Below are 22460 nucleotides of genomic sequence, written 5' to 3'. Positions count from 1 at the left end.
CGTGCTCCGGGTCAGAGCCCTCCCTCCGGGAGGGGGCCGACCCTGCGTCATTCCGCGATCAGTACCAGCCCATCGGGGAACACGATCGCCGCTTCGTCCGCACTGACATCGAAGAACCCCACGCCGTGCTTCTCGGCCAGGTCCTGCACGCGGCCATGCGCGCGCTCGGCCACCGAATAGGCGAATGCACCGTAGATCACCTGACTACCGATGCTGTACTCGGTCACCTCGGCACGATCATCGTCGTCATTGCTCAACGGCCCGTTCATTGGCGGGAACTCCTGCGCCATCTCCGCGAACCACGCCTGCAACGCGGGACTGCTGACCACTGGGTCGTCGTACTCGTGGCGCTCGTTCCACTGCGTCTGCTTCTCGAACCAAGCGATGAAGGCCGCGGCCTCGCGTGGGGCGGCACTGGCCTCGAACACCATCATGTCGTAACTCATTGAACCGTCCTGTTGCAGCGGCAGGGTCGGATCCCTCTCTGCAGGAGAGGGCTCTGACCCCTGCGCGGAGTCTGTGGTCGCACAGGGTATCGCGCTACGGCTGTGCGTCCGCACTCATCGCCAGCCCCGGCGCCAATGCCTTGGCCTCCGGGAACAGCGCGAAGCGCAGGCCGATCAGGCCCATCAGGGCTTCATCGCGGGCCTTGCAGGCAGCCACGCTGCCGACCCGGCCCAGCGAGGTATCCAGCCGCTCGCGCAGCGCTTCGGCCGCCACAATCGGCTTGCGCGCGGCAATCTGTCGCCGGTAGTGCACGGCCACTTCTTCCAGGATGTGCTCGACCGCTTCGCGGCTGCGCTCGGGCAGTTCCAGTCGCGCGCGGCGCAGCTGCAGGATGTTCAGGCCGATGCGCGCTTCGTTGAGCATATCAACCGAGGCGATGTCGCTGCCCTCCGGCGTCGCCGCCAGTCGTGGGGCGAGCAGGCCCAGCAGGTCGAGCATGCGTGCGGCGAAGCGCTGCCGATCCTGCTGGCCCCGCCCCTCGGCGGCTTCGGCCAGCGTGGTCCAGCCCTGCCGCACCAGTCGGCGTGCGGTCCACTCGGCACCCACCGAACGGAACAGGCGGGTCATCACCACCGCAAAACCAATGCCGATGAACATCGCGATCGACGAGTTGAGGAAGGTCTGGATGTTGGCGCTGTAGGTGTTCTGCAGGCTCAGCAGCGCGGCCAGGTTCACCGTCAGCGGCAGTGCGAACAGCGCGCTCTTCGGATGGTGCAGCATCAGCCCCAGCGGCAGGAACGCAACCGCCAGCACCAGCGCTAGCAGGCCGAAGTCGTGCACCGCCGGGAACACGCCGAACAGGTACACACCGGCCACCACGGAGGCGACCATCGCCCACACCAGGAACGACACCATGCTCGGTGCCGGGTCGTCCTGTGCGGCGAAGAATGCGGCAGTCACCGCGGCCATCATTGCGCCGTTGCCACCGCCTTCCCAACCCAGTGCGATCCACAGCACGCAGTAGCTCATCAGCGCCACGCCCGCACTGAGCGCGGAAAACAGCGCCATGCCGTAGTCGACGTGCTTGTCGGCGGGCACGCGTTCGGTGCGGATGCGGTAGTGCGCGCGGTCCAGCGGCGCAGTGCCGTGGTCGATCGCATGCTGCAGGGTACGGCAGTCCTGCCACAGGTCCACCAGCTCCTCCAGGCGCAGCAGCAGGCTGGCCAGCTGCAGATGCTGCAGGTCGCGGTCCACCTGCGGCTTCAGTGCGCTGATGCGCGCGCGCAGGCGGGCGTACTCGCTGGCGTTGGTCGGCCCGTCCAGCCAGTCGTGGATGTCATCGACCAGCGCCGGCAGGCCTTCGGGCAGGGCGTGGCCATCGCTGCGCAGCGCGCTCAGGCGGTCGGCAATCGAGGACAGCACCGGCAACAGCAGCAGCATGCGCTCGCGCAGGCGCTCCATTGACACCGCCGAACCGGCATGGCGCGGATCATCACGGCGCAGGAATTCGATCAGCGCCTCGAACTGCACCAGGTCGGCGGCCAGCCGGTTGCGTGGCGCATGCGCGCGGCCACGTTCAAGGATCTGCCGGCACCACTGCGCGGCGTCCTCCATCCAGTTGCCGATGCGCGCGCGCAGCATCGGGCGTACCGAGGCCGGGAACAGCAGCGAAGCAAACAGCACTGCCACCACCGTGCCGAGGATGATCTCCTCGCTGCGTGCCACCACCGTGTCGAAGATGGTTTCCGGCGAGGTCACTGCCGGGAAGCCGATGAAGGCGGTGGTGTAGCCGGCCAGCAGGAATGCGTAACCGCGCGGGCCACGGTTGAGCAGGGCCATGAACAGGCAGCCGGCCAGCCAGATCGACATCGCCGCGCTCAGCACCAGCGGCGTTTCCACCAGCGCCGGCAGCACCAGCAGGGTGGCCAGGCCCGCTACCAGCGTGCCGACGATGCGGTACACGCCCTTGGCCCGGGTGGGGCCGAGCAGCGGTTGGCTGACGATGTACACCGTGCCCATCGCCCAGTACGGGCGCGACAGGTTGCCGGCCATGGCGATGTACAGCGCGGCTACCGCGGCCAGGTAGGTCTTGATCGAGAACAGCCAGGCCTGGCGGTCGGTCAGCGCGTTCATGGCTTACTTCGCTGCGGTCGGGGCGTTGGGCGCGGCGGCGCTGGCCTGCCAGCCACCACCCAGCACCAGGAACAGGTGTATCTGGTCGCGCGAGACCTGCGCTTCGGCGGCGGCCAGGGTGGCGTCGCTGGTGGCCAGGCTGCGGTCGGCATCCAGACTGGACAGGTACGGCGTGCGGCCGCCCCGGTACAGCCGGCGGTTCTGCTCGGCGGCCAGCGCGGCCTGCTCCTGCGCGATGCGCAGCGACTGCAACCGGCGCAGGTCCTGCGCATAGCGATCCAGCGCGGTCTGGGTCTCGCGCAGCGCCTGCAGCACGGTGTGGTCGAACTCGGCCAGGGCTGCATCGGCACCCGCCTCGGCGGCGTGGATGCGCGCATGCGTGCCCGAGGACGGCAGCGTCCACGAGATCAACGGGCCGATCGACCACTGCTGGGTCATCGGCGTGCCGAAGTCTTCCAGCAGGCCGGCGGCACCGAGCGAGGCACCCAGGCGGATGTCCGGGTACAGTTCGGCAGTGGCGACACCAATCCGCGCCGTGGCCGAGGCCAGCTTGCGCTCGGCCTGGCGCACGTCCGGGCGACGCTGCAGCAGCGCACGGCCATCACCGACCGGCAGCGGCTGCGCCAGGCTGGGGGCATGTGCACAGTCGATCACGCCGGCCGGCAGCTGACCCGGGGTCTGCCCGAGCAGGGCGGCCAGCGAATAGGCGGCGGCCGAGCGCTGCGCATGCAGCGGTGGCAGTGCGGCTTCCAGCAGCGCCACCTGCGCATTGGCGCGGGCCAGTTCCGGCGGTGTGCCGCGACCAGCCGCGATCAGGCGCTCGGTGACCGTACGGCTGCGCTGCTGCAATTGCAGGGAATGCTCGGCCACGTGCAGCTCGTGGTTGGCGTGGCAGATTTCCAGATAGCTGTCCGCCACCTGCGCGACCACGCTGACCTGGGCCAGATCGCGTGCTGCGGCGACCGACTGCTCGTCGGCACGCGCCGCTTCGGCGCCGCGCTTGAGCTTGCCGAACAGGTCGAACTGGTAGCTGACCGCGAACTTGCCATCGGCCAGGTTGATCACCGGCAGCTCGTGCTCCTGCAGGAACGATTCGGCCGACAGCTGTGCGCGGCTGACCCCGGCCTCGGCCTCGTACTCGAAGCCGCCAGCGTCCAGCGCCTGCTCGTACACCGCCGCAGCGCGACGCAGATGCGCATTGGCGGCCTTCAGTTCAACGTTGTCTCGCAGCGCCTGGGTGATCAGGCCTTCCAGTACCGGGTCGTTGTACAGCGACCACCAGCGGTCGGGCAGCGCCTGGTTGGCGGCAATCTGCGGGTTCTGCGTGTCGATGAAGGCGGCATTGGCCTGCGGACGCTTGAACGCCGAACCTTCCGGCAATGCGTAGTCGGGACCGACGGTCCTGCACGCGGCCAGGCTGGCCAGCGCGACGATCAGGCCGAGACGGGGCAGGGCGGCGTTCACAGGCCCGCCTGTGTCGGCGCGGTGCCGGCCTTGTCGTTGTGCGGGTGGCGGCCGGTGTCCACGGTTACGGTGGCGGTGCGGCCGGCGATCAGTTCCACGCCCTTGGGTACTTCATCAATGGCGATGCGCACCGGAATGCGCTGCGCCAGCCGCACCCAGTCGAAGGCCGGGGTCACGTTCGGCAGCAGGGTGCTGCCATTGCTGCGATAACGGTCCTCGATGCCGGCGGCGATGCTTTCGACATGGCCACGCAGCGGGGTCGATTCGCCCATCAGGCGGATGTCCACGGCTTGTCCCGGGGCCACGCCACGCAGGCGGGTTTCCTCGAAGTAGCCGTCAATGCGGAACGAGCCGGTATCCAGCAGCGCCAGCACCGGCTTGCCGGCCACCACGTAGTCGCCCACGCGCATGGTGCGGTCGTTGACGCGGCCATTGGCCGGCGCACGCACTTCCGTACGGGCCAGGTTGAGTTCGGCCAGGTCGACCGCCGCCTGCGCGGTGGCCAGCGCGGCCTGGGCGGCCTGCAGCTTGGCGCGGCGTACTTCGGCATCCTCGGCGGCGACCAGGTCCTGCAGGCTGCGATCACGCCCGATCTCGCGGCGCAGCTGCGTTACCGATGCCTGGCGTTCGGCCAGGCTGGCGCGGCTCTGTTCCAGCGCGATGCGGTAGCGCGCCCGATCAATCACGAACAGCAGATCGCCCTTCTTCACCGCCTGGTTGTCGGCCACCTGCACTGTTTCCACCAAGCCGGACACATCCGGTGCGACCTGCACCACGTCGGCGCCGACATGGGCGTCGCGGGTCCATGGCTCATCCATGTAGTAGACCCACAGCTGGCGCAGCACCAGCAGGGCGACGATCACGGCTGCGCTGGTGAGCAGCACCGGCAGGGTCTTCTTCACGATCTTGTTCACGATTGCATCCAACGCAGAAGGTGGAACAGCAGGCCAAGCACGATCCCGTACAGGGCCAGGTTGAACAGCGCCGGGTGCCATACATGGCGATAGGCGCCGGCACGCTGCAGCAGCGCGTGCAGGCCGCTGTTGACCAGATAGGCCAACAACATCAACCCGAGCAGGGTCGGGACGAACACTCCGTGGAGACTGAATTCACCGGGCATCGGTAGGGGCGGGGGCGAGGTGGGGGAGGGGAGGAACAACGAAACAACGGCAACGGGTAAAAGCCGCTGACGTGTGAACGGCAGCGGCGGTGCTCGGGAGCAGCGGTCTTACGTGATGCGGTCGGCGGCCTCGGCCAGCAGGCGCCATGCCTTCAGCACGGCGTGCAGTTCATCCATGGAAAGCTCGCCGAACACGTCCTGGCGCAGGCCGATCAACTGGTCTTCCAGCTCGCTGACCAGCGCGTGGCCGGCGTCGGTCAGCCACAACAGGTTGGCGCGGCGGTCGCTGGCGTCGCTCTCGCGGCGGACCAGGTCGCTGGCGCACAGCTTGTCCAGCAGGCGGACCAGGGAAGGCCCCTCCATGCCCAGCTGCTGGGCCAGTGCCACTTGGCGGATGCCACCCCCCGAGCGGCCGATCATCAGCAGCGGCATGGTGCAGGCGGTGGAGATGCCATAGCTGCCGAGCCGGCTGTCGGCCAGGCGCTGCCACTGCCGCCCTGCGTACAGCAGGCCGGAGCTGAGCTGCATCTGCAGCACGGTGCGCTCGTCGAGGGGGCGGTCCATAAGAGATAGATAGGATACTACTAATTTCATTCCTATCAATGGGTTTTTCTGAATGGGCGGGGTGCAGTGAGGAAAGCGTTGCGCTTACCTGGTGTGGGATGGGGCAGCGGGGGGCAGGCGGTGCAGGACACGCCGTGAACCCATCCTTGGGGGCTCGGCCGCGGCATCCATGCCGCGGACGGTCCTGCACCGCCTGCCCCCCGCTGCCCGCCCATCACCCCGCGAGCGCGGTGGGTTGGCTCTTTAAAGGCAGGAGCAGAAGCCAAAGCTGTGCGGACCAACGGTCCGCACCCACCACAGCAGTCGCGCAGTCGCGCGCGGTGCTTCCGAAGCCATGAACCCCAGCTTTTGACCCCGCTTTCGGGCGGTCCGGCCGCGCCCGCAGGAAACCGTCAAGGAGGGGGAGGGGGGGCTGCGCAGGACCGTTGGCGCCATGGATGGCGCCAACGAGCCCCCATGGACGGGTTTACGGCGTGTCCTGCGCAGCCCCCTCTCCCACTCCAGACCGATAGCAAGCACGCGCCGGAAGTACCCCCCGATGAACCGTCCCAACAGGACGACCCACCCCCCGGTCGGGTACGATGCTCGCCCCCCGATCGGGACGCTGTACGCAATGAGCAAGAACAACGAAAAGGCCGCCCCGCAGGGCGACGTGACCCAGGACCAGGCCGAGGATGCCGTGCGCACCCTGCTGCGCTGGGCCGGTGAGGACCCGTCCCGTGAAGGCCTGCTGGATACCCCCCGCCGTGTTGCCGAAGCCTATGGCGACTGGTTCAGCGGTTACCGCGACGACCCGCGCGCCTACATGGAGCGGACCTTCGAGGAAGTGGCCGGCTATGACGAACTGATCGTCCTGCGCGACATCGAGTACGAAAGCCACTGCGAGCACCACATGGCGCCGATCATCGGCCGCGTGCACGTCGGCTACCTGCCGGCCGGCAAGGTGGTGGGCATCAGCAAGCTGGCCCGCGTCGTCGAAGCCTACGCCCGCCGTTTCCAGGTGCAGGAGAAGATGACCGCGCAGATCGCCCAGTGCATCCAGGATGTGCTGCAGCCGATCGGTGTCGGCGTGGTCGTCGAAGGCGCCCACGAATGTATGACCACCCGCGGCATCCACAAGCGCGGCGTCAGCATGGTCACCTCGAAGATGCTGGGCAGCTTCCGCGACGACGCGCGTACCCGCGCCGAGTTCCTGCGTTTCATCGAAGTGGGCGGCAAGCGCTGAGCCGCTTGCCCGCACCCCGCTGGCCCCGCGTGGCCGGCATGCCCACGGCTGCCTGCACGGCAGCCGTGCGTGGCTGCTCGTCCCCGCCAGCCCTCATGACTCCTTTCGCTGCATGAAGCACCGCGAACGCATCTCCCGTTACCGCCATCTGCGCGAACAGCCCCAGTGGAAGCTGCTCGCCGCCGACCACGCTCCGGAAATCATCGGCCTGCTGCAAGGGCTGCTGATGGACGGCGAGCGCACGCTGTCGTCGTCGGTACTCAACGAGCGCCTGCAACGTGCGCTGGACCAGCTCAACGGCGACGAACTGTCGCGCGACCTGCCGCGCACCGCGCAGGCCTACATCGCGCACTGGCTGGCCCAGGGTTGGCTGGAACGCCGCCTGCCCGAGGGCGCCGACCAGGAGCAGTACGAACTGTCGACCGCGGCGCTGCAGGCCATCCGCTTCGCCGACGGCCTCGAGCAGGCCCGCGTGGCCGCCACCGAAAGCCGCCTGGCGCTGGTCATCGAACAGCTCTCGCAGCTGGCCGCACAGACCGAGTCCGATCCGGACGCGCGCCTGTCGGCGCTGCGCGACGAGCGTGACCGCATCGACGCCGAGATCGCCCGTGTCGGTGCCGGTCGTGTGATCGCGCTGGACGGCAAGCGCGCGCTGGAACGTGCGCGCCAGATCATCGGCCTTGCCGACGAACTGACCGAGGACTTCCGCCGCGTACGCGACGACTTCGAGCAGCTCAACCGCGATTTCCGCGAACGCATCATTGACGATGAGGGCGAGCGCGGCGATGTGCTGTCGCAGCTGTTCGAAGGCGTGGATGTGATCGGCGAAAGCGATGCAGGACGCAGCTTCCAGGCTTTCTGGCGCTTGCTCAACGACGCCGAACAGAGCGCTCAGCTCGATGCAGCGCTGGAAGCGGTGCTGGCGCGTGGCTTTGCCCGTCGCCTGGACCGCAACGAACGCAACTTCCTGCGTGGCTTCACCAGCACCATGCTTGAACGCGGTGGCCAGGTGCACGACGTGCTGCAGAACTTCGCGCGCAGCCTGCGCGGCTTCGTGCAGAGCCGTGGCTACCTGGAACAACGCCGTCTCAACCAGTTGCTGAAACAGGCGCAGTCTGAAGCGCTGGCGCTGCGCGACGAGTTCCCCGCACAGCGTGGCATCGGCCGCGACCTGCAGCTGACCACCAGCCGCCTGCGTTCGTGGTCGCAGTGGAAGCTGCATGATCCGCGCAGTGCCCAGGTCGATGGCAACGTCGAATACAACGACGCGGCCGCGATCAGCCTGGAAAGCGTCGGCGACCTGGTCGCCTCGTCCGAAATCGACTTCCGCACCCTGCGCCGCGACCTGCACGACCTGCTCGATGCACAGCCGCGGCTCAGCATTGCCCAGGCGCTGTCGCAGCGTGAAGCGCCGCAGGGCCTGGGCAGCGTCATCGGCTACCTGTCGCTGGGCACGCGCTTCGGCAACGTGATCGCCGGCGAGCAGGAGCTTGCCGAATGGCGTGGTGGCGACGGCCAGATCCGTCGCGCCCGCATCCCGCTGGTTTGGTTCACCCAGGAGAGACGCCATGAGCTGGCATGAAGATCCCATCGACGCAGCGCAGGCCGACGTGGCGGAAGACGCCTACGAAGCCGAACCGGTGGCGACCGTGGCGCAGCCCCGCCGTGGCAACGACGTGTACTACCTCGGCGATACCGGGCGCCTGCCGCTGGATGCGCGCCGCGCGCTGTGCCAGCTGCTGATCGGCCCCAGCATCGACCAGCTGCGTCACGCCAAACTGTGGCCGGCGCTGATCCGCAGCGAAGCCGCCATCCGCTCGTCGCTGGCCGACCTGTTCCTGGAACTGGTGCTCGACCGTGACAGCGGTGTGGCCTTCACCCGCCAGGCCGATACCGAAGACGTTGATGCGCCGGTGCTGCTGCGCACCTCGCCGCTGACCTTCATCGATTCGGTGCTGCTGCTGTACCTGCGCCAGCAGCTGGCCGAGGCCGATGCGCGCGGCAATCGCGCGGTGGTTGCAGACGCCGAGATGGCCGAAGCACTGGCCATCTACGAGAAAAACCTGTCCACCGACCGCGCCGGCTTCAACCGCCGTGTCGCCTCGGCGGTGCAGAAAATGAAGGACAACCACATCCTGACCCGCCTCAGCGGCCAGGAAGACCGCCACGAAGTCTCGCCGGCGCTGAAGCTGTTGTTCTCCGCCGAAGACGTGTCCCAGCTTTCGGCGGTATACCGCCAGCTGCGCGAAACCCCGGCCGCCGAGGCCTGAGAGACCCGACCATCGCATGGCTATCTCCAAGCACACTCCCGCCCTGTTCAACGAAGGCCTGCCGGACCCGCGCCTGCAGCAGTTCCGCATGCGCCGCCTGCAGGTGCACAACTGGGGCACCTTCAATGGCCTGACCGAAGTGCCGATCGCCGAGCGCGGCTTCCTGTTCGTCGGCCGTTCCGGCTCGGGCAAGTCGACCCTGCTCGATGCCATGTCCGCGCTGCTGACGCCGCCGGCCATCGTCGACTTCAACGCCGCCGCGCGTGAAGCCGAGCGCAGTGGCCGCGACCGCAACCTGGTGTCCTATGTGCGTGGCGCCTGGGCCGACCAGCAGGACAGCGGCACCGGTGAAATCGCCACCCAGTACCTGCGCAAGGGCGCGACCTGGACCGCACTGGTGCTGGAATACCGCGCCGGCGACGGCCGCGTGGTCAGCCTGGTGCGCCTGCTGTGGATCTCCGGCAACGGCACCTCGGCCGGTGACGTGCGCAAGCACTACATGATCGCCGAGCGACCGTTCGACATCGCCAAGGATCTCGGCGGCTTCGACCTGGACCTGCGCAAGCTCAAGCAGAAGCTGTCCGACCTGCATCACTTCGACACCTTCTCCGGCTACGCCGAACGCTTCCGCGACCTGCTCGGCATCGACAACGAGATGGCGCTGCGCCTGCTGCACAAGACGCAGTCGGCGAAGAACCTGGGCGACCTCAACGTCTTCCTGCGCGACTTCATGCTCGACACGCCGAAGACCTTCGACGCCGCCGAGCGCCTGGTCAGCGACTTCGCCGAACTCGATGGCGCACATCAGGCCGTGGTCACCGCCCGTCGCCAGGTGGAAACCCTGCTGCCGGCACGCGCCTACTACAACGACCTGAAGGAAATGCACCGCCAGCGCGGCGACGACGAAGCACTGAAGCTCGGCGTCGACAGCTTCCGCGAAAGCCGCCGCCAGGCGCTGATCGAAGCGCGCCTGCGCGAGATGGATGTGCGTGACCGTGGCCTGCTCGGCGAAGAAGCCCAGCGCCGTGCCGCGCTGGACAACCACACCGAGCGTCTGGCCGAACTGGAACTGCAGCGCCGCCAGCAGGGCGGTGAGCGCATCGAGGAACTGGAACGCGAACAGGGCCGCGCCGAAGCCGAGCGCGACCGCCGCAAGGCCAAGCGTGACCAGGCCCAGGAAGCCGCACAGCAGCTGCAGGCCGAACTGCCCGACGATGCCCATGGCTTCGCCGAGCTGGTCGAGCGTGCGCAGAATGAACTGCAGGACCGCCAGCGTGCCTCGGCAGCACTGGACGATGCGATCAGCGATCGCCTCGGCGGCAAGCGCGATGACGAGCGCCGCTTCGGTGAAGTGCGCAGCGAACTCGAAGCGATGCAGCGCACGCCCTCCAACATCCCGGCGCCGATGCAGAAGCTGCGCGCGCGCCTGGCCGAGGAAACCGGCATCGCTGAAGCGGCGCTGCCGTTCGTCGGCGAGCTGATCCAGGTCCGCTCGGAAGAGCAGGGCTGGCAGGGCGCCATCGAGCGCGTGCTGGGCGGTTTCGCGCTGTCACTGCTGGTCGATGACAAGCATTACAACGACGTCGCCGAGTGGGTAAACCGTACCCACCTGGGCATGCGTTTCACCTATTACCGTGTGCGCCGCAATGACGATGCGTTCGCGCGTGAGCCGTCGGCGAAGTCGCTGCTGCACAAGCTGGAACTGCGCGAGCACGTGTTCGAAAGCTGGCTGCGCCGCGAGCTCGGCAAGCGCTTCGACTACGAATGCGTTGATGCCAAGCAGCTGCGCAATGTCGACCGCGGCATCACCCGCGAAGGCCAGGTCAAGCATCCGGGCGACCGCTTCGAGAAGGACGACCGCAGTGCCGTGGGCGACCGCCGTCGCTGGATCCTCGGCTTCAACAACCACGACAAGGTGGGCGCCTTCGAGCGCGAAGCACAGGAACTGGCCAAGCGCATCGCCAGCTGCGAGACCGACATCGCGCGCCTGCGCGGCCAGCGTGACCGCGACAATGAACGTCGCCTGGCCTGCCACGAGCTGGTCAGCATCAGCTGGAACGAGATCGATATCGCCGCCCCACAGCAGCGTCTGAGCGATATCGAGGCCACCCTGCGCGATCTGCGCGAAGGCAACGCCGATCTCGCCAAGCTGGCCAAGCAGATCGACGCGGTGCGTGCCGACATCGAGCAGGCGCGCCGTACCTATGAAGACGTCCGCGTCGAACGTGGGCAGCTGGTCAAGGAACGTGATCGCCTGGACCGTGCACGCCAGCAGAGCCGTGCACTGGTGCTGCCGAGCCTGGCCCAGGAGCACGAGGCTGGACTTGCCGAGCGCCTGCAGGAGCAGGGCCCGCTCAGCCTGGAAACGCTGGAAGCGCACATGCGCCAGGTCAGCAACGCGCTGAACGAGCAGCTGTCGTCCTCGCAGCAGGACCTCAACCGCATCGAGAACCAGCTGATCGGTTGCTTCCGCCGCTTCATCCAGCAGTGGCCGGAGGAATCGGGCGACTTCACCGTGTCGGTGGCCTCGGCCGAGGACTTCCTTGCACGCCTCGAACGCCTGGAGCGCGATGGCCTGCCGCAGCACGAAGAGCGTTTCTTCGACCTGCTGCAGAACCAGAGCAAGAACAACCTGCTGGCCCTGCAGCGCCACAGCGCCGAGGCCCGCAAGTCGATCGGCCAGCGCCTGGACGAAGTGAATGCCAGCCTGGAACAGGTGCCGTTCAACCGCGGCACGCTGCTGACCATCGAACTGAGCGACCGCCGCCTGCCGGAAGTCGGCGAGTTCCATCTGCAGCTGCGCGAAGTGTTGTCGCAGCAGCAGACCGAGCAGCGCGAGCTGGCCGAATCGCAGTTCACCGTGCTGCGCCAGCTGGTCAACCGCCTGGGTTCACAGGAAGGCGAAGACAAGCGCTGGCGCGAGCTGGTGCTGGACGTGCGCATGCACGTGGAGTTCATCGGCGTCGAGCTGGATGCGGAGACGCGCCAGCAGGTCGAGATCTACCGCAGCGGTGCCGGCAAGTCCGGTGGCCAGCGCCAGAAGCTGGCCACCACCTGCCTGGCGGCTGCCCTGCGCTACCAGCTCGGCGGCGCCGACAGCCAGCTGCCCAGCTATGCCGCGGTCGTGCTCGACGAAGCCTTCGACAAGGCCGACAACGAGTTCACCGCACTGGCGATGAACATCTTCGACAACTTCGGCTTCCAGATGGTGGTGGCCACCCCGTTGAAGTCGGTGATGACGCTGGAACCGTTCATCGGTGGCGCCTGCTTCGTCGAAATCAGCGGCCGCCACGATTCCGGCGTGCTGCTGATCGAGTACGACGAAGAGGGCAAGCGCCTGAAGCTGCCCGAGCGCAGCCGCCAGCAGGCCAACGAACCGGAAGAAGCGGAGGCCTGACCTGGCCGATTGAATGGGAATGCCGGCCAGCGGCCGGCACTACCCATGGCGGGGTTCATGGCCCGGTAGTGCCGGCCGCTGGCCGGCAACCGCATTCACGCTCCGCGCAACGTATCCCACGCCATCCGCGCGATCAGCACCACCACCAGCCCCACGAACAGCTTGCGGATGAACGGCGTACCACCCTTCAGCGCCAACCGCGTGCCCACCACCGATCCAATGATGTTGGCCGCCGCCATCGGCAGCGCGAACAGCCACAGGATGTTGCCGGTCGGCACGAAGAACGAGATCGCCGCCACATTGGTCGCCAGGTTCACCACCTTCGACGCGGCCGATGCGCGCAGGAAATCCAGGCCGAAGAAGCGCACGAACAGGAAGATCAGGAAGCTGCCCGTACCCGGCCCGAAAAAGCCATCGTAGAAGCCGATCGCCGCACCAATGGCCAGTGCGATGGCCAGCTCGCGGCGGCCGATCTCCTGCGGCCGGTGCAGTGCACCGAAATCCTTCTTCCAAAGCGTGTAAGCCAGCATCGCGATCAGCAGCACCAGTACCAGCGGGCGCACCGCATCCTTGGGCAGCAGGCTAACCGCGGTGGCCCCGGCGAAGGAGAAGATGAAGGCCGTGCCAGCCGCGAACAGCACCGGCTTCCACGGGAAGCGCACATTGCGTGCATAGCGCCAGGCCGCTGCACCCGTGCCGAACATCGAGCTGAACTTGTTGGTACCGAACAGCATCGCCGGCGTCTGCTGCGGCAGCACCGTGAACAGGCCGGGCAGCTGCACCAGGCCACCGCCACCGACGGCGGCATCCACAAGGCCGGCGATGAAGGCGATCACCACCAGCCACCACAACTCAGGGGGAACCAGTTCCAGCACGGCGATCAATCAAGGTGGGGGGCGCGACAGCATACGCCTGTCCTGCATCAGCTGACCCGTGCCGCGCGTGGATCAATCCATGCAACCCGGCGACAATGCCGGCATGAGCCGAAAACCCGCCGATCCCTGTCCCTGCGGCCTGGCCGCCGACTACACCGCCTGCTGCGGCCGTCTTCACGCCGGCGAGGCCGCGCCCGATGCCGAGCGCCTGATGCGTTCGCGTTACAGCGCCTACGCGCGGGGTCTGGCCGACTACCTGCGCCAGACCTGGCACCCGGACACGCGTCCGGCCGAGCTGACGCTGGACGATGCGCCGGGCCAGCGCACGCATTGGCTGGGCCTGACCGTGCACGAGCACACCGTTACCGGTGCCGACAGCGCCGACGTCCGCTTCACCGCGCGCTACCGCATCGGCGGCGGCAGCGCGGTGAAGATGACCGAACACAGCCGCTTCCTGCGCATCGACGGCCGCTGGTACTACCTCGACGCGGTCTGAGCCTCAGCCGCCACGCATGGCCAGCACGCGCTGGCCGGCCTGCGCGTGCACCTGGTTGCGGCCCCCGTCCTTGGCCGCGTACAGCGCCTGGTCGGCGGCCTTGACCACCGCCATCGGTCGCCGGTCCACACGACTGTCGGCCAGGCCGATGCTCACCGTCACCTGCACGACCTGGCCGCTGCCACCGCGTCCGCGCTGCTGGCGGCCGGCTTCGTCATCGCGGCTGCGGGTGCTGCGGTCGCGCAGCTGCATGCGGGTGTCCTCGATGCTCTGCCGCAGCGCCTCCACGGCATCCATGCAGGCCGCCGCAGGGCGGTCCAGGAACACCACCGCGAACTCCTCGCCGCCATAGCGGAACGCGCGGCCGCCGTCACCCACCCGCGCCAGCCGCGAGGCTACCAGGCGCAGCACGTCGTCGCCGGTGTCGTGGCCATGGGTATCGTTGAACGTTTTGAAGTGGTCTACGTCCACCATCGCGATGCTGTAGGTGCCGCGTGCCCGTTGCAGGGTCTCGTTGAACGCGCGGCGCCCCGGCAGGCCGGTCAGTTCGTCGCGGAACGCCATGTGGAAGGATTCCTGCAGCATCGCACCCAGCACCAGCAGCAGGGCGGCGCAGCTCAGCGCCGGCAGCAGCACCGGCTGCAGGAACACCCGCGGCAGCATCCACCACAGGCACAGCATCGCAAGCAGCATCGACGTATGCAGCGGGCGCGGGTGCCGCCAGGCCTGCCAGCCCAGCGCAGCGGTGGCCAGCAGGAACAGCAGCGCCGGCAGTTGTGCCAGCGCGTTCCAGTCGGCCGGAATCCAGCTCCAATGGCGGTTCGACAGCAGGTCGTGCATGCCACGCGGTTGTTGTGCCGCCAGCAGGAGGAAGATCAGAAGCGCGGTGCCACTGGCAATACCACGCAGCAACAGGTCGTGGCGTCGGCGCCCGCGCTCCGGCCACAACGCCAGTCCGGCGAACAACAGCGGCAACCAGGTTGAGATGGCGTGGAAGCGAAGCGGCGTCAGTGCGGTGACATGGCCACTGCGCAGGTAGCCAGCGACATCGTGGTGCAGTAGCGCAAATACCACCGCCACCAGCAGTAGCAGGCACAGCGCGCGCATCTGATGGTAGAGCAGGGCCAGCCCCGCGCCGAGGCAGGCCAGCAGCCAGGGCAGGATGCGCTGGGCGGGACTGGCCACGTCTTCAGCACCCAATGCGGTGCACAGCACCACGGCGACCAGCATGGCGGGCAGCACGAACAGGTAATGCGCAGGCTGGCGGAGCGGATGCAGGGGCAAGCAGGAATTCCAGCGCGGTGACGACGCGGCCGCAGCATTGCCGTTAGCGGCGTTCGTGCCTGCATCTTGAATGCGGGTGGCTTACCCATGTGAACAAAGTGACGCCGAACCATGACATCGCACTCACCGTTCTGCGCCGATGCTGCCCGCATGGACAGCGTACCCGCCGCCGTCGCTGCCCCGCAGCACGATCTCACCCACCAGTTCGCCCGCATCCGGGCGCGCAGCCTGCAGCTGGCCGCACCGCTCAGTGCCGAGGACGCCATGCTGCAGAGCATGGCCGACGCCAGCCCGAGCAAGTGGCATCTGGCCCATACCACCTGGTTCTTCGAGCGCTTCGTGTTGGCGGGACTCGCCACCACACCGGCGCATGACCCGGCCTGGGACTATCTGTTCAACAGCTACTACAAGAGCATCGGCCCGGCGCATGCGCGGCCGCAGCGTGGGCTGCTGTCGCGACCCTCGCTGCAGCAGGTGCGCGACTACCGGCAGCAGGTCGATGCGCAGGTACAGGCACGCCTGATGGCAGGCGACCTTGATGAGCAGGCGCTGCAGCACCTGCAGCTGGGACTGCAGCATGAGCAGCAGCATCAGGAGCTGCTGCTCACCGACATCAAGCACGCGTTCTGGTGCAATCCGCTGCAGCCGCCGTATCGCGAAGACCTGCAACCCACCGCAAGCAGCGCCAGCGCTCAGGGTTGGATCGAGTCACCCGAGCGCATCGTCACCGTCGGCGCCGCAGCCTGGCCGCAGCAGGCCGCGTTCGCGTACGACAACGAATCGCCAGCGCACCGCGTGCTGCTGCCCGCCCACGCCCTGGCCGAGCGCCCGCTCAGCAATGCCGAATACCTCGCCTTCGTCGAGGCCGGTGGTTACCGGGAGCCGCGCTGGTGGCTCAGCGAAGGCTGGGCGCTGCGCGAAGCCGAGGGCTGGCAGCACCCGCTGTACTGGGATGACGCTCTGCAGCGCGAATACACCCTCGGCGGTTGGCGTGAGCTGGATCCGCACGCGCCGGTCTGCCACCTCAGCTACTACGAGGCTGATGCCTGCGCCCGCTGGGCCGGCGCGCGCCTGCCCAGCGAGTTCGAATGGGAAGCGGCTGCGACGTCGCAACCGGTCAGCGGCCACTTCGCAGAGGATGACCACCTGCACCCGCAGGCGGGGCAGGGCAGTGGACTGCGGCAGCTGTTCGGCGATGTATGGGAATGGACCCAATCGGCCTATGGCGCCTACCCCGGCTTCCGCCCATTTGCTGGAAACCTGGGTGAGTACAACGGCAAGTTCATGTGCGGGCAGTGGGTGCTGCGCGGCGGGAGCTGCGCCACGCCGCGCGGACATGTGCGCGCCAGCTACCGCAACTTCTTCATGCCACCGGCGCGCTGGCAGTTCTCTGGGCTGCGCCTGGCCAGGGACCTTACATGAGCACCGTGCATGACGCGCTGCAGGCACTGACCGATCTCACTCCCGGCCGCCAACAGATCCTGGCCGACGCGGTGACCGGGCTCTCACGTTCGCCGCGGCAACTGCCGTCCAAGTACTTCTACGACGCACGTGGCTCGCGCCTGTTCGAGCAGATCACCCAGACCCCTGAGTACTACCCCACGCGCACCGAGCTGGCCCTGCTGAAGCGCGTGCTGCCGGACATTGCCCGCAGCGTCGGCGCGCGCCTGCACGTGGTGGAACTGGGCAGCGGCAGCGGCCGCAAGACCGCGCTGCTGCTGGCCGCCCTGCACGACCCGGTGGCCTACACACCGATCGAAATCTCACGCGCCGCACTGCTGTCCAGCATCGACCATCTGGCCCCGGCGCTGCCCCAGGTCGAGATGCTGCCGGTCTGTGCCGACTTCACCAGCCCTGTGACCGTGCCCATGCCCGAGCGCGAACCCGCGCGACGCCTGTTGTTCTTCCCCGGTTCCACACTGGGCAACTTTGAAGGCGAAGACGCGGTCGCACTGCTGCGCGCGATGCGCCAGACCATGGGCCGTGACGGGCTGGCCCTGGTCGGCATCGACCTGCACAAGGACCCGGCGCTGATCGAAGCGGCCTACAACGATGCGCAGGGTGTCACCGCCGCGTTCACTCTCAACCTGCTGGCCCGGCTCAACCGCGAGATCGGCAGCGACTTCGACCTCGACGGCTTCCGCCACCGCGCCTGCTACAGCACCGCGCGGCTGCGCATCGAGACTGATCTGGTCAGCCGCTGGGCGCAGGATGTGCATCTGGACGGCCGCACTTTCCACTTTGCCGCCGATGAACCGATCCGCGTGGAGTACAGCCACAAGTACACCGACGACAGCTTTGAACAGCTGCTGCAGCAGGCCGGGCTGCAGGTGGTGCAGCGCTGGGATGCCGACGCCCCGGCCTATGGCCTGCGCCTGCTGCGCGCTCTGTAGGACCGATCACCCGCCGGTGCCGCTTCAGGTTCGGCTGCACCGCTGGCCCTAAGATGGCCCTGCACCGGCAACACGGAGGACGCCATGCCCATTCTGATCACGCTCGGCCTGGCCGCCGCCCTCGCCTCGACGCCGGCGCAGCCGACGGCACCCGATCCCGGCCTCGATCCGGCCTTCAGCCGCTGCCTGGCGGGCCTGCAGGCCGCGGCCGCCAGCCAGGGCATCAGTGCCGACCGCTTCAACGAAATCACCGCCGGCCTCACCCCGGACCCCAGCGTGCTCGGCCTGCTCGATGCGCAGCCGGAATTCACCACGCCGATCTGGGATTACCTGGCAGCCCTGGTCGATCGCCAGCGCGTTGATGATGGGCGCGCGATGCTGCAGCAGCATCGTGACCTGCTCGATCGTGTGTCCGCACAGTACGGCGTCGATCCGACCACCATCGTCGCCGTATGGGGCGTGGAGAGCGACTATGGCCGCGTGTTCGGCAAGCGCCCGCTGCTGCAGTCCCTGGCCACGCTGTCCTGCGCCGGCCGTCGCCAGGCCTTCTTCCGTGGCGAACTGCTGGCCCTGCTCAAGCTGATCGACCGGGGTGACCTGCAGGCGCAGGGGCTGACTGGTTCCTGGGCCGGCGCGTTCGGCCATACCCAGTTCATGCCCAGCACCTATGCACGCATCGCGGTCGACGGTGACGGCGACGGTCGTCGTGATCTGGTCGGCAGCATTCCCGACGCGCTGGCGTCCACCGCCAACTACCTCAAGCGTGCCGGCTGGCGCAGTGGCGAGCCATGGGGCATGGAGGTCCGTATCCCGGCCGGCTTCAACGCCAGCCAGGCAGGTCGTACCCAACGCCGCGCGCTGGCCGACTGGCGCGCGCAGGGCGTGACCGCGCTGGATGGCAGCGCGCTGGCACCGGCCAACCTCCCGGCCGACGCGCGCGCCGCCCTGCTGCTGCCGGCCGGCAACAAGGGCCCGGCATTGCTGGTGTTCCGCAACTACGACGCGATCTACAGCTACAACGCCGCCGAAAGCTATGCGCTGGCGATCGCGACGCTGGCTGACCAATTGCGTGGCGGCAACGGGTTGGCCACCGCCTGGCCGACCGACGACCCGGGCCTGGGCCGCGATGAGCGCCGCCAACTGCAGACCCTGCTGCTGGCCCGCGGCCACGATATCGGCAGCGCCGATGGCATGATCGGTACGGCCACGCGTCGCGCGATCCAGTCCGAGCAGCAGCGCCTCGGCTGGACCAATGCCGATGGGCGTGCTGGGCAGCGCATCCTGCGCACGCTGCAGGAAGAGGCCGCAGCGGCAGCGCCCGGCGTGCAGAAGGCCTTGCCCCAGGCACGCTGACCGCGACATCATCGCCGCGGTCTTCAAGGAGCGTCATCGCATGCAGTCGAATCCGGACATCAGCAGCGGCCTGTATCACGGGCTGGAGGCCTGGCAGGTGCGAACCGCCAATGCCACGGCGGTCATCAGCGTGTTCGGTGGACAGCTGCTGTCGTTCATTCCGGAAGGGCAGCACGACCTGTTGTGGCTGTCGCCCACGCGCGCCGAACTGCCCACGCCGATCCGCGGAGGTGTGCCGGTGTGCTGGCCGTGGTTCGGACGCCAGGGCCAGGACACTGATGTTCCCGCACACGGGTTGGTGCGTACCGTGCGCTGGGAACTGCAGCAGGTGCGCCAGAACGACACGGGAGAGCTGGAGCTGCAGCTGGCGCCGCCATTGCCTGCAGACCTCGGCCTGCGTCTGCAGATGCAGCTGCGTATCGGCCACCAGCTGCATCAGCAGTTGACCAGTGAGAACATCGGCAGCGCCCCGGTCACTTTCACCCAGGCCCTGCACAGCTATTTCCGTGTTGGCGATGCCGGTCGCGTCGAGGTCGATGGCCTCGATGGACTGCAGTATCTCGACAAGTACGAGGATTACGCGCAGGCGCGCCTGCAGCAGGGACCGTGGTCATTGCGCGATCCGCGTGATCCCGGCCGCAGCGATCGCATCTATACCGGTGCTGGCGGCCATTACGCGCTGCGTGATCCCGTACTGCAGCGGCGGATCGAGATCCGCAGCGAAGGCAGCCAGACGCTGGTGGCATGGAACCCGGGTGCGGACGCGGCGGCGAAGATGGCGGACGTCGGCGATGGCTGGCACGATTATGTCTGCCTGGAGGTGGCCAATGCCGGCCCCGAGCAGATCACCCTCGCACCGGGGGAGCGCCACCGGTTGGCGCAGACCCTGGCCAGTGCCCCGCTATAGGTGGTGGCAGCAGTTCCAGTTTGATGATGTACGCAGGAAGGATGGAGAACATGCAGGAAGCACAGTGGTGGTATGCCAATGGCAGGCAGAGCAGTGGGCCGGTCGACCCGGCCGGTCTTCGCAAGCTGCAGCAGGACGGGACGGTAACGGCACGCACGCTGCTGTGGTGCGAAGGGATGCCGTCGTGGCGTCCATTGGCCGAGCTGGATCAGGTTCCAACGCCCATCGAAGTGGTTCCGGCCCCGGATATCGACGCAGCCCCTGTCGTGGAGGGCATCGCGCCGAGCGTCGGCGATCCCTCCGATCCGTATCGTGCGCCGGCCACTGCACCGGATACGACAGCGGCGGCTGGGCTGGAAGGCGAATTGGCGCTGTACGCCAGTGTGGTGGGAGGCAACTTCCCGATCTATCGCCAGCGCTGGCGGCTGGATCAAGGCATCGCCACGGGCACTGGCACCTGGCACTGGCCGGCCTTCCTGCTCGGCCTGGTGTGGATGATGTACCGCAGGATGTACCGTCTGGCGGCGATGTGGGCTGGCCTGCTGCTGCTGATCAGCGTGGTCGAGACCTTGCTGGATGTGCCTGATGGCCTGTCGCTGGTCATCACCTTCGCGCTCAGCATCACCACCGGCATCTTTGGCAACAGCTGGTACCTGGCGCACTGCCAGCGCCTGATCGCCCAGGCCCGTACCGTGGCCGGCGGCGATGACGCACGGCTGCGCAGCGAGCTGACTGCACGCGGCGGCACCAGCGTGGTCGCCACACTGATCGCCATCGTCATCGCGGTGGTGCTGAGTACGGTCGGCGCTGCGTTGGCGGGGTAGGCCGGATCAGCCGGCTTGGCGTGGCCGCAGTACCAGCAGGCACAGGGCTCCGGCCACCAGCCCCCAGAACGCCGAGCCGATGCCGGCCAGGCTGACCCCGGAGGCGGTGACCAGGAAGGTGACCAGTGCCGCCTCGCGGTCCCGCTCTATCGCCAGCGCACTGGCCAGGCTGTTGGCGATGGTGCCGAACAGCGCAATACCGGCCACGCAGGCCACCAGTTCCTTCGGGAACGCGGCGAACAGTGCCGCCACGGTGGCACCGAACAGTCCGATCACGATGTAGAAGGCGCCCGCTGCCATGGCCGCGGTATAGCGTCGCGCCGGATCTTCATGCGCATCGCGGCCCATGCAGATCGCGGCGGTGATTGCAGCGAGGTTGAGCGCATAGGCACCGAAGGGGGCCAGCAGCGTGTTGACCACACCGATCCAGCCGATCAGTGGCGACACCGGTGCTTCGTAGCCGGATGCGCGCATCACCGCGACGCCGGGAATGTTCTGCGAAGCCATGGTGACCACGAACAGGGGCAGGGCGATGCCTGCCACCGCCGTCCACGATAGTGACGGCGTGACCCACTGAGGTACTGCCAGTTGCAGTTGTACCTGTTGTGCGTGCAGCAGGCCGCGGCTGGCCGCGACCGCGATACCTACCGCCAGGGTGGCGATCACTGCATAGCGTGGGAACAGGCGGCGCCCGGCCAGCCAGGTGGCGAACATCGCCAGCGCCAGCACCAGTTGGGTGTTCATCGCCACGAACACATCCAGGCCGAAGCGCAGCAGCACGCCGGCCAGCATGCCGGCGGCCAGCGCCATCGGCACCCGTTGCATCAGGCGGGCGAAGATGCCGGAGAAGCCGGCCAGCATGCCCAGCACCGCGGCAAGCAGGAAGGCGCCGGTCGCTTCAGACAGTGAGGCGCCACCGGCACCGACCACCAGCATCGCCGCGCCCGGGGTCGACCATGCGGTCACCACCGGCACGCGGTAGCGCAGCGACAGGCCGATGCAGGTCACGCCCATGCCCAGCCCCAGTGCCCACATCCATGAGGCGATCTGCGCCTGGTCGGCACCGACGGCCTGTGCAGCCTGGAACACGATCACGGCCGAACTGGCGAAGCCGACCAATACAGTAATGAAGCCAGCGACGATCGCCGGCATCGAAAGATCGCGCCACCACACCCGCCGCACCTGCATGTTCATTACTGTCCCTCTACTGTGCATCCGTGCATTGATAGCCGCTGCGGTGTTGACCGCGCAACGCGCGGTCAACACCGCAGCGATCTTCGAGCGTACGTCATGCGTGATGTCATGGCGGTTCTGTCATCACCCTGCAAAAAAAGGCTTGACGAAATCTGCAGGATCTCTAGAATTCGCTCCCTTGCTGCAGCACACCGCTTCTTCGGAAACGGCACGCGAACAGCGACGCCACCACCGACGAACGAGTTGATCGAACGAAGGTGTTGACGGACTCGAAAAGTCCGGCATAATAGGCGGCTCGCAACGACGAAAGACCCTCGGGTCCAACGCCGAAGCGGCATCGGCAACAACGTCCACTCCGGTGAGACGGCCTTGAAAAAAGGTGTTGACGAAGCGGAAAAGCCGGCTATAATGGGCGGCTCGCTACGAAGGAAACTTCGCAGCACACGGGAATGGCGCTGAGGCCACTTCCCAAGATCTTTGAAAGTATGCGCAGGTATCTTGTGAAGGCGCCTGC

The 22460-nt window shown here is 67.6% G+C and carries 19 protein-coding genes; 10 read left to right on the top strand and 9 right to left on the bottom strand.

Going from position 1 to position 22460, the window contains the following annotated elements:
* Positions 1 to 47 precede the first annotated feature (47 nt).
* From AC13GA_RS19865 to AC13GA_RS19840, 6 genes are all read right to left on the bottom strand, one after another.
* Complete coding sequence (locus tag AC13GA_RS19865; protein WP_046988844.1) at positions 48 to 446, bottom strand: hypothetical protein; 399 nt, start codon at positions 444 to 446, stop codon at positions 48 to 50.
* A 94-nt stretch (positions 447 to 540) separates the two neighbouring features.
* The gene (locus tag AC13GA_RS19860) at positions 541 to 2580 is read right to left on the bottom strand and encodes an FUSC family protein (protein WP_482998807.1); all 2040 of its coding nucleotides are present in this window, start codon (positions 2578 to 2580) and stop codon (positions 541 to 543) included.
* Between the two features lie 3 nt (positions 2581 to 2583).
* Positions 2584 to 4044, bottom strand: coding sequence for an efflux transporter outer membrane subunit (locus AC13GA_RS19855; RefSeq protein ID WP_482998806.1), 1461 nt, complete (start codon positions 4042 to 4044; stop codon positions 2584 to 2586).
* Entirely contained in the window at positions 4041 to 4958 is a 918-nt protein-coding gene (locus AC13GA_RS19850; RefSeq protein ID WP_169050359.1) for an efflux RND transporter periplasmic adaptor subunit, read from the bottom strand. Before AC13GA_RS19850 ends, AC13GA_RS19855 begins: the two co-directional genes overlap by 4 nt.
* Positions 4955 to 5164, bottom strand: coding sequence for a DUF1656 domain-containing protein (locus AC13GA_RS19845; RefSeq protein ID WP_010487502.1), 210 nt, complete (start codon positions 5162 to 5164; stop codon positions 4955 to 4957). The genes AC13GA_RS19850 and AC13GA_RS19845 overlap by 4 nt, the downstream gene beginning before the upstream one ends.
* A 108-nt stretch (positions 5165 to 5272) precedes the next feature.
* Positions 5273 to 5728 carry a MarR family winged helix-turn-helix transcriptional regulator gene (locus AC13GA_RS19840; protein WP_012481667.1) on the bottom strand — a complete coding sequence of 152 codons (456 nt, stop codon included), beginning with the start codon at positions 5726 to 5728 and terminating at the stop codon, positions 5273 to 5275.
* Between the two features lie 613 nt (positions 5729 to 6341).
* On the opposite strand from AC13GA_RS19840, the gene folE reads away from it, so the two are divergent.
* The 4 genes from folE to AC13GA_RS19820 all read left to right on the top strand — a co-directional run bounded on the left by folE (position 6342) and on the right by AC13GA_RS19820 (position 12620).
* On the top strand, positions 6342 to 6953 hold the full coding sequence (gene folE, locus AC13GA_RS19835) for a GTP cyclohydrolase I FolE (protein WP_004141296.1): 612 nt from the start codon (positions 6342 to 6344) through the stop codon (positions 6951 to 6953).
* 112 nt (positions 6954 to 7065) lie between these two features.
* Complete coding sequence (locus AC13GA_RS19830) at positions 7066 to 8535, top strand: DUF3375 domain-containing protein (RefSeq protein ID WP_046985163.1); 1470 nt, start codon at positions 7066 to 7068, stop codon at positions 8533 to 8535.
* Entirely contained in the window at positions 8522 to 9223 is a 702-nt protein-coding gene (locus AC13GA_RS19825; RefSeq protein ID WP_046985162.1) for a DUF4194 domain-containing protein, read from the top strand. The genes AC13GA_RS19830 and AC13GA_RS19825 overlap by 14 nt, the downstream gene beginning before the upstream one ends.
* Before the next feature lie 16 nt (positions 9224 to 9239).
* Complete coding sequence (locus tag AC13GA_RS19820; RefSeq protein WP_046985161.1) at positions 9240 to 12620, top strand: ATP-binding protein; 3381 nt, start codon at positions 9240 to 9242, stop codon at positions 12618 to 12620.
* 95 nt (positions 12621 to 12715) lie between these two features.
* On the opposite strand, the gene AC13GA_RS19815 is transcribed toward AC13GA_RS19820, so the two are convergent.
* Positions 12716 to 13495: a sulfite exporter TauE/SafE family protein gene (locus tag AC13GA_RS19815; RefSeq protein ID WP_012512533.1), complete on the bottom strand. Its 780-nt coding sequence runs from the start codon at positions 13493 to 13495 to the stop codon at positions 12716 to 12718.
* Positions 13496 to 13598: 103 nt separating this feature from the next.
* Here AC13GA_RS19815 and AC13GA_RS19810 point away from each other — a divergent pair, with 103 nt between their 5' ends.
* A complete protein-coding gene (locus tag AC13GA_RS19810; RefSeq protein ID WP_482998805.1) occupies positions 13599 to 13991 on the top strand; it encodes a YchJ family protein in 393 nt (130 codons plus the stop codon).
* Positions 13992 to 13994: 3 nt separating this feature from the next.
* On the opposite strand, the gene AC13GA_RS19805 is transcribed toward AC13GA_RS19810, so the two are convergent.
* The gene (locus AC13GA_RS19805) at positions 13995 to 15275 is read right to left on the bottom strand and encodes a GGDEF domain-containing protein (protein ID WP_426354606.1); all 1281 of its coding nucleotides are present in this window, start codon (positions 15273 to 15275) and stop codon (positions 13995 to 13997) included.
* A 150-nt stretch (positions 15276 to 15425) separates the two neighbouring features.
* Here AC13GA_RS19805 and egtB point away from each other — a divergent pair, with 150 nt between their 5' ends.
* The 5 genes from egtB to AC13GA_RS19780 all read left to right on the top strand — a co-directional run bounded on the left by egtB (position 15426) and on the right by AC13GA_RS19780 (position 20752).
* A complete protein-coding gene (egtB, locus tag AC13GA_RS19800) occupies positions 15426 to 16697 on the top strand; it encodes an ergothioneine biosynthesis protein EgtB (protein ID WP_482998819.1) in 1272 nt (423 codons plus the stop codon).
* Entirely contained in the window at positions 16694 to 17668 is a 975-nt protein-coding gene (gene egtD / locus AC13GA_RS19795) for an L-histidine N(alpha)-methyltransferase (RefSeq protein ID WP_428709506.1), read from the top strand. The genes egtB and egtD overlap by 4 nt, the downstream gene beginning before the upstream one ends.
* Positions 17669 to 17752: 84 nt before the next feature.
* Positions 17753 to 19021 (top strand): lytic murein transglycosylase, encoded by a 1269-nt coding sequence (locus tag AC13GA_RS19790; protein WP_482998804.1) that lies wholly within the window; start codon positions 17753 to 17755, stop codon positions 19019 to 19021.
* A gap of 40 nt (positions 19022 to 19061) precedes the next feature.
* A complete protein-coding gene (locus AC13GA_RS19785) occupies positions 19062 to 19928 on the top strand; it encodes a D-hexose-6-phosphate mutarotase (RefSeq protein ID WP_100435671.1) in 867 nt (288 codons plus the stop codon).
* Between the two features lie 50 nt (positions 19929 to 19978).
* Positions 19979 to 20752, top strand: coding sequence for a DUF2628 domain-containing protein (locus AC13GA_RS19780; protein WP_482998803.1), 774 nt, complete (start codon positions 19979 to 19981; stop codon positions 20750 to 20752).
* Between the two features lie 6 nt (positions 20753 to 20758).
* Here the strand turns inward: AC13GA_RS19780 and AC13GA_RS19775 are convergent, their stop codons facing one another.
* A complete protein-coding gene (locus AC13GA_RS19775) occupies positions 20759 to 21946 on the bottom strand; it encodes a benzoate/H(+) symporter BenE family transporter (protein ID WP_430766774.1) in 1188 nt (395 codons plus the stop codon).
* Between the last annotated feature and the right edge of the window lie 514 nt (positions 21947 to 22460).

The organism is Stenotrophomonas sp. 22DLJC03 (assembly GCF_056861405.1).
Note: the sequence above shows the minus strand (reverse complement) of the source record. Positions and strands in the feature narration are given on the sequence as shown.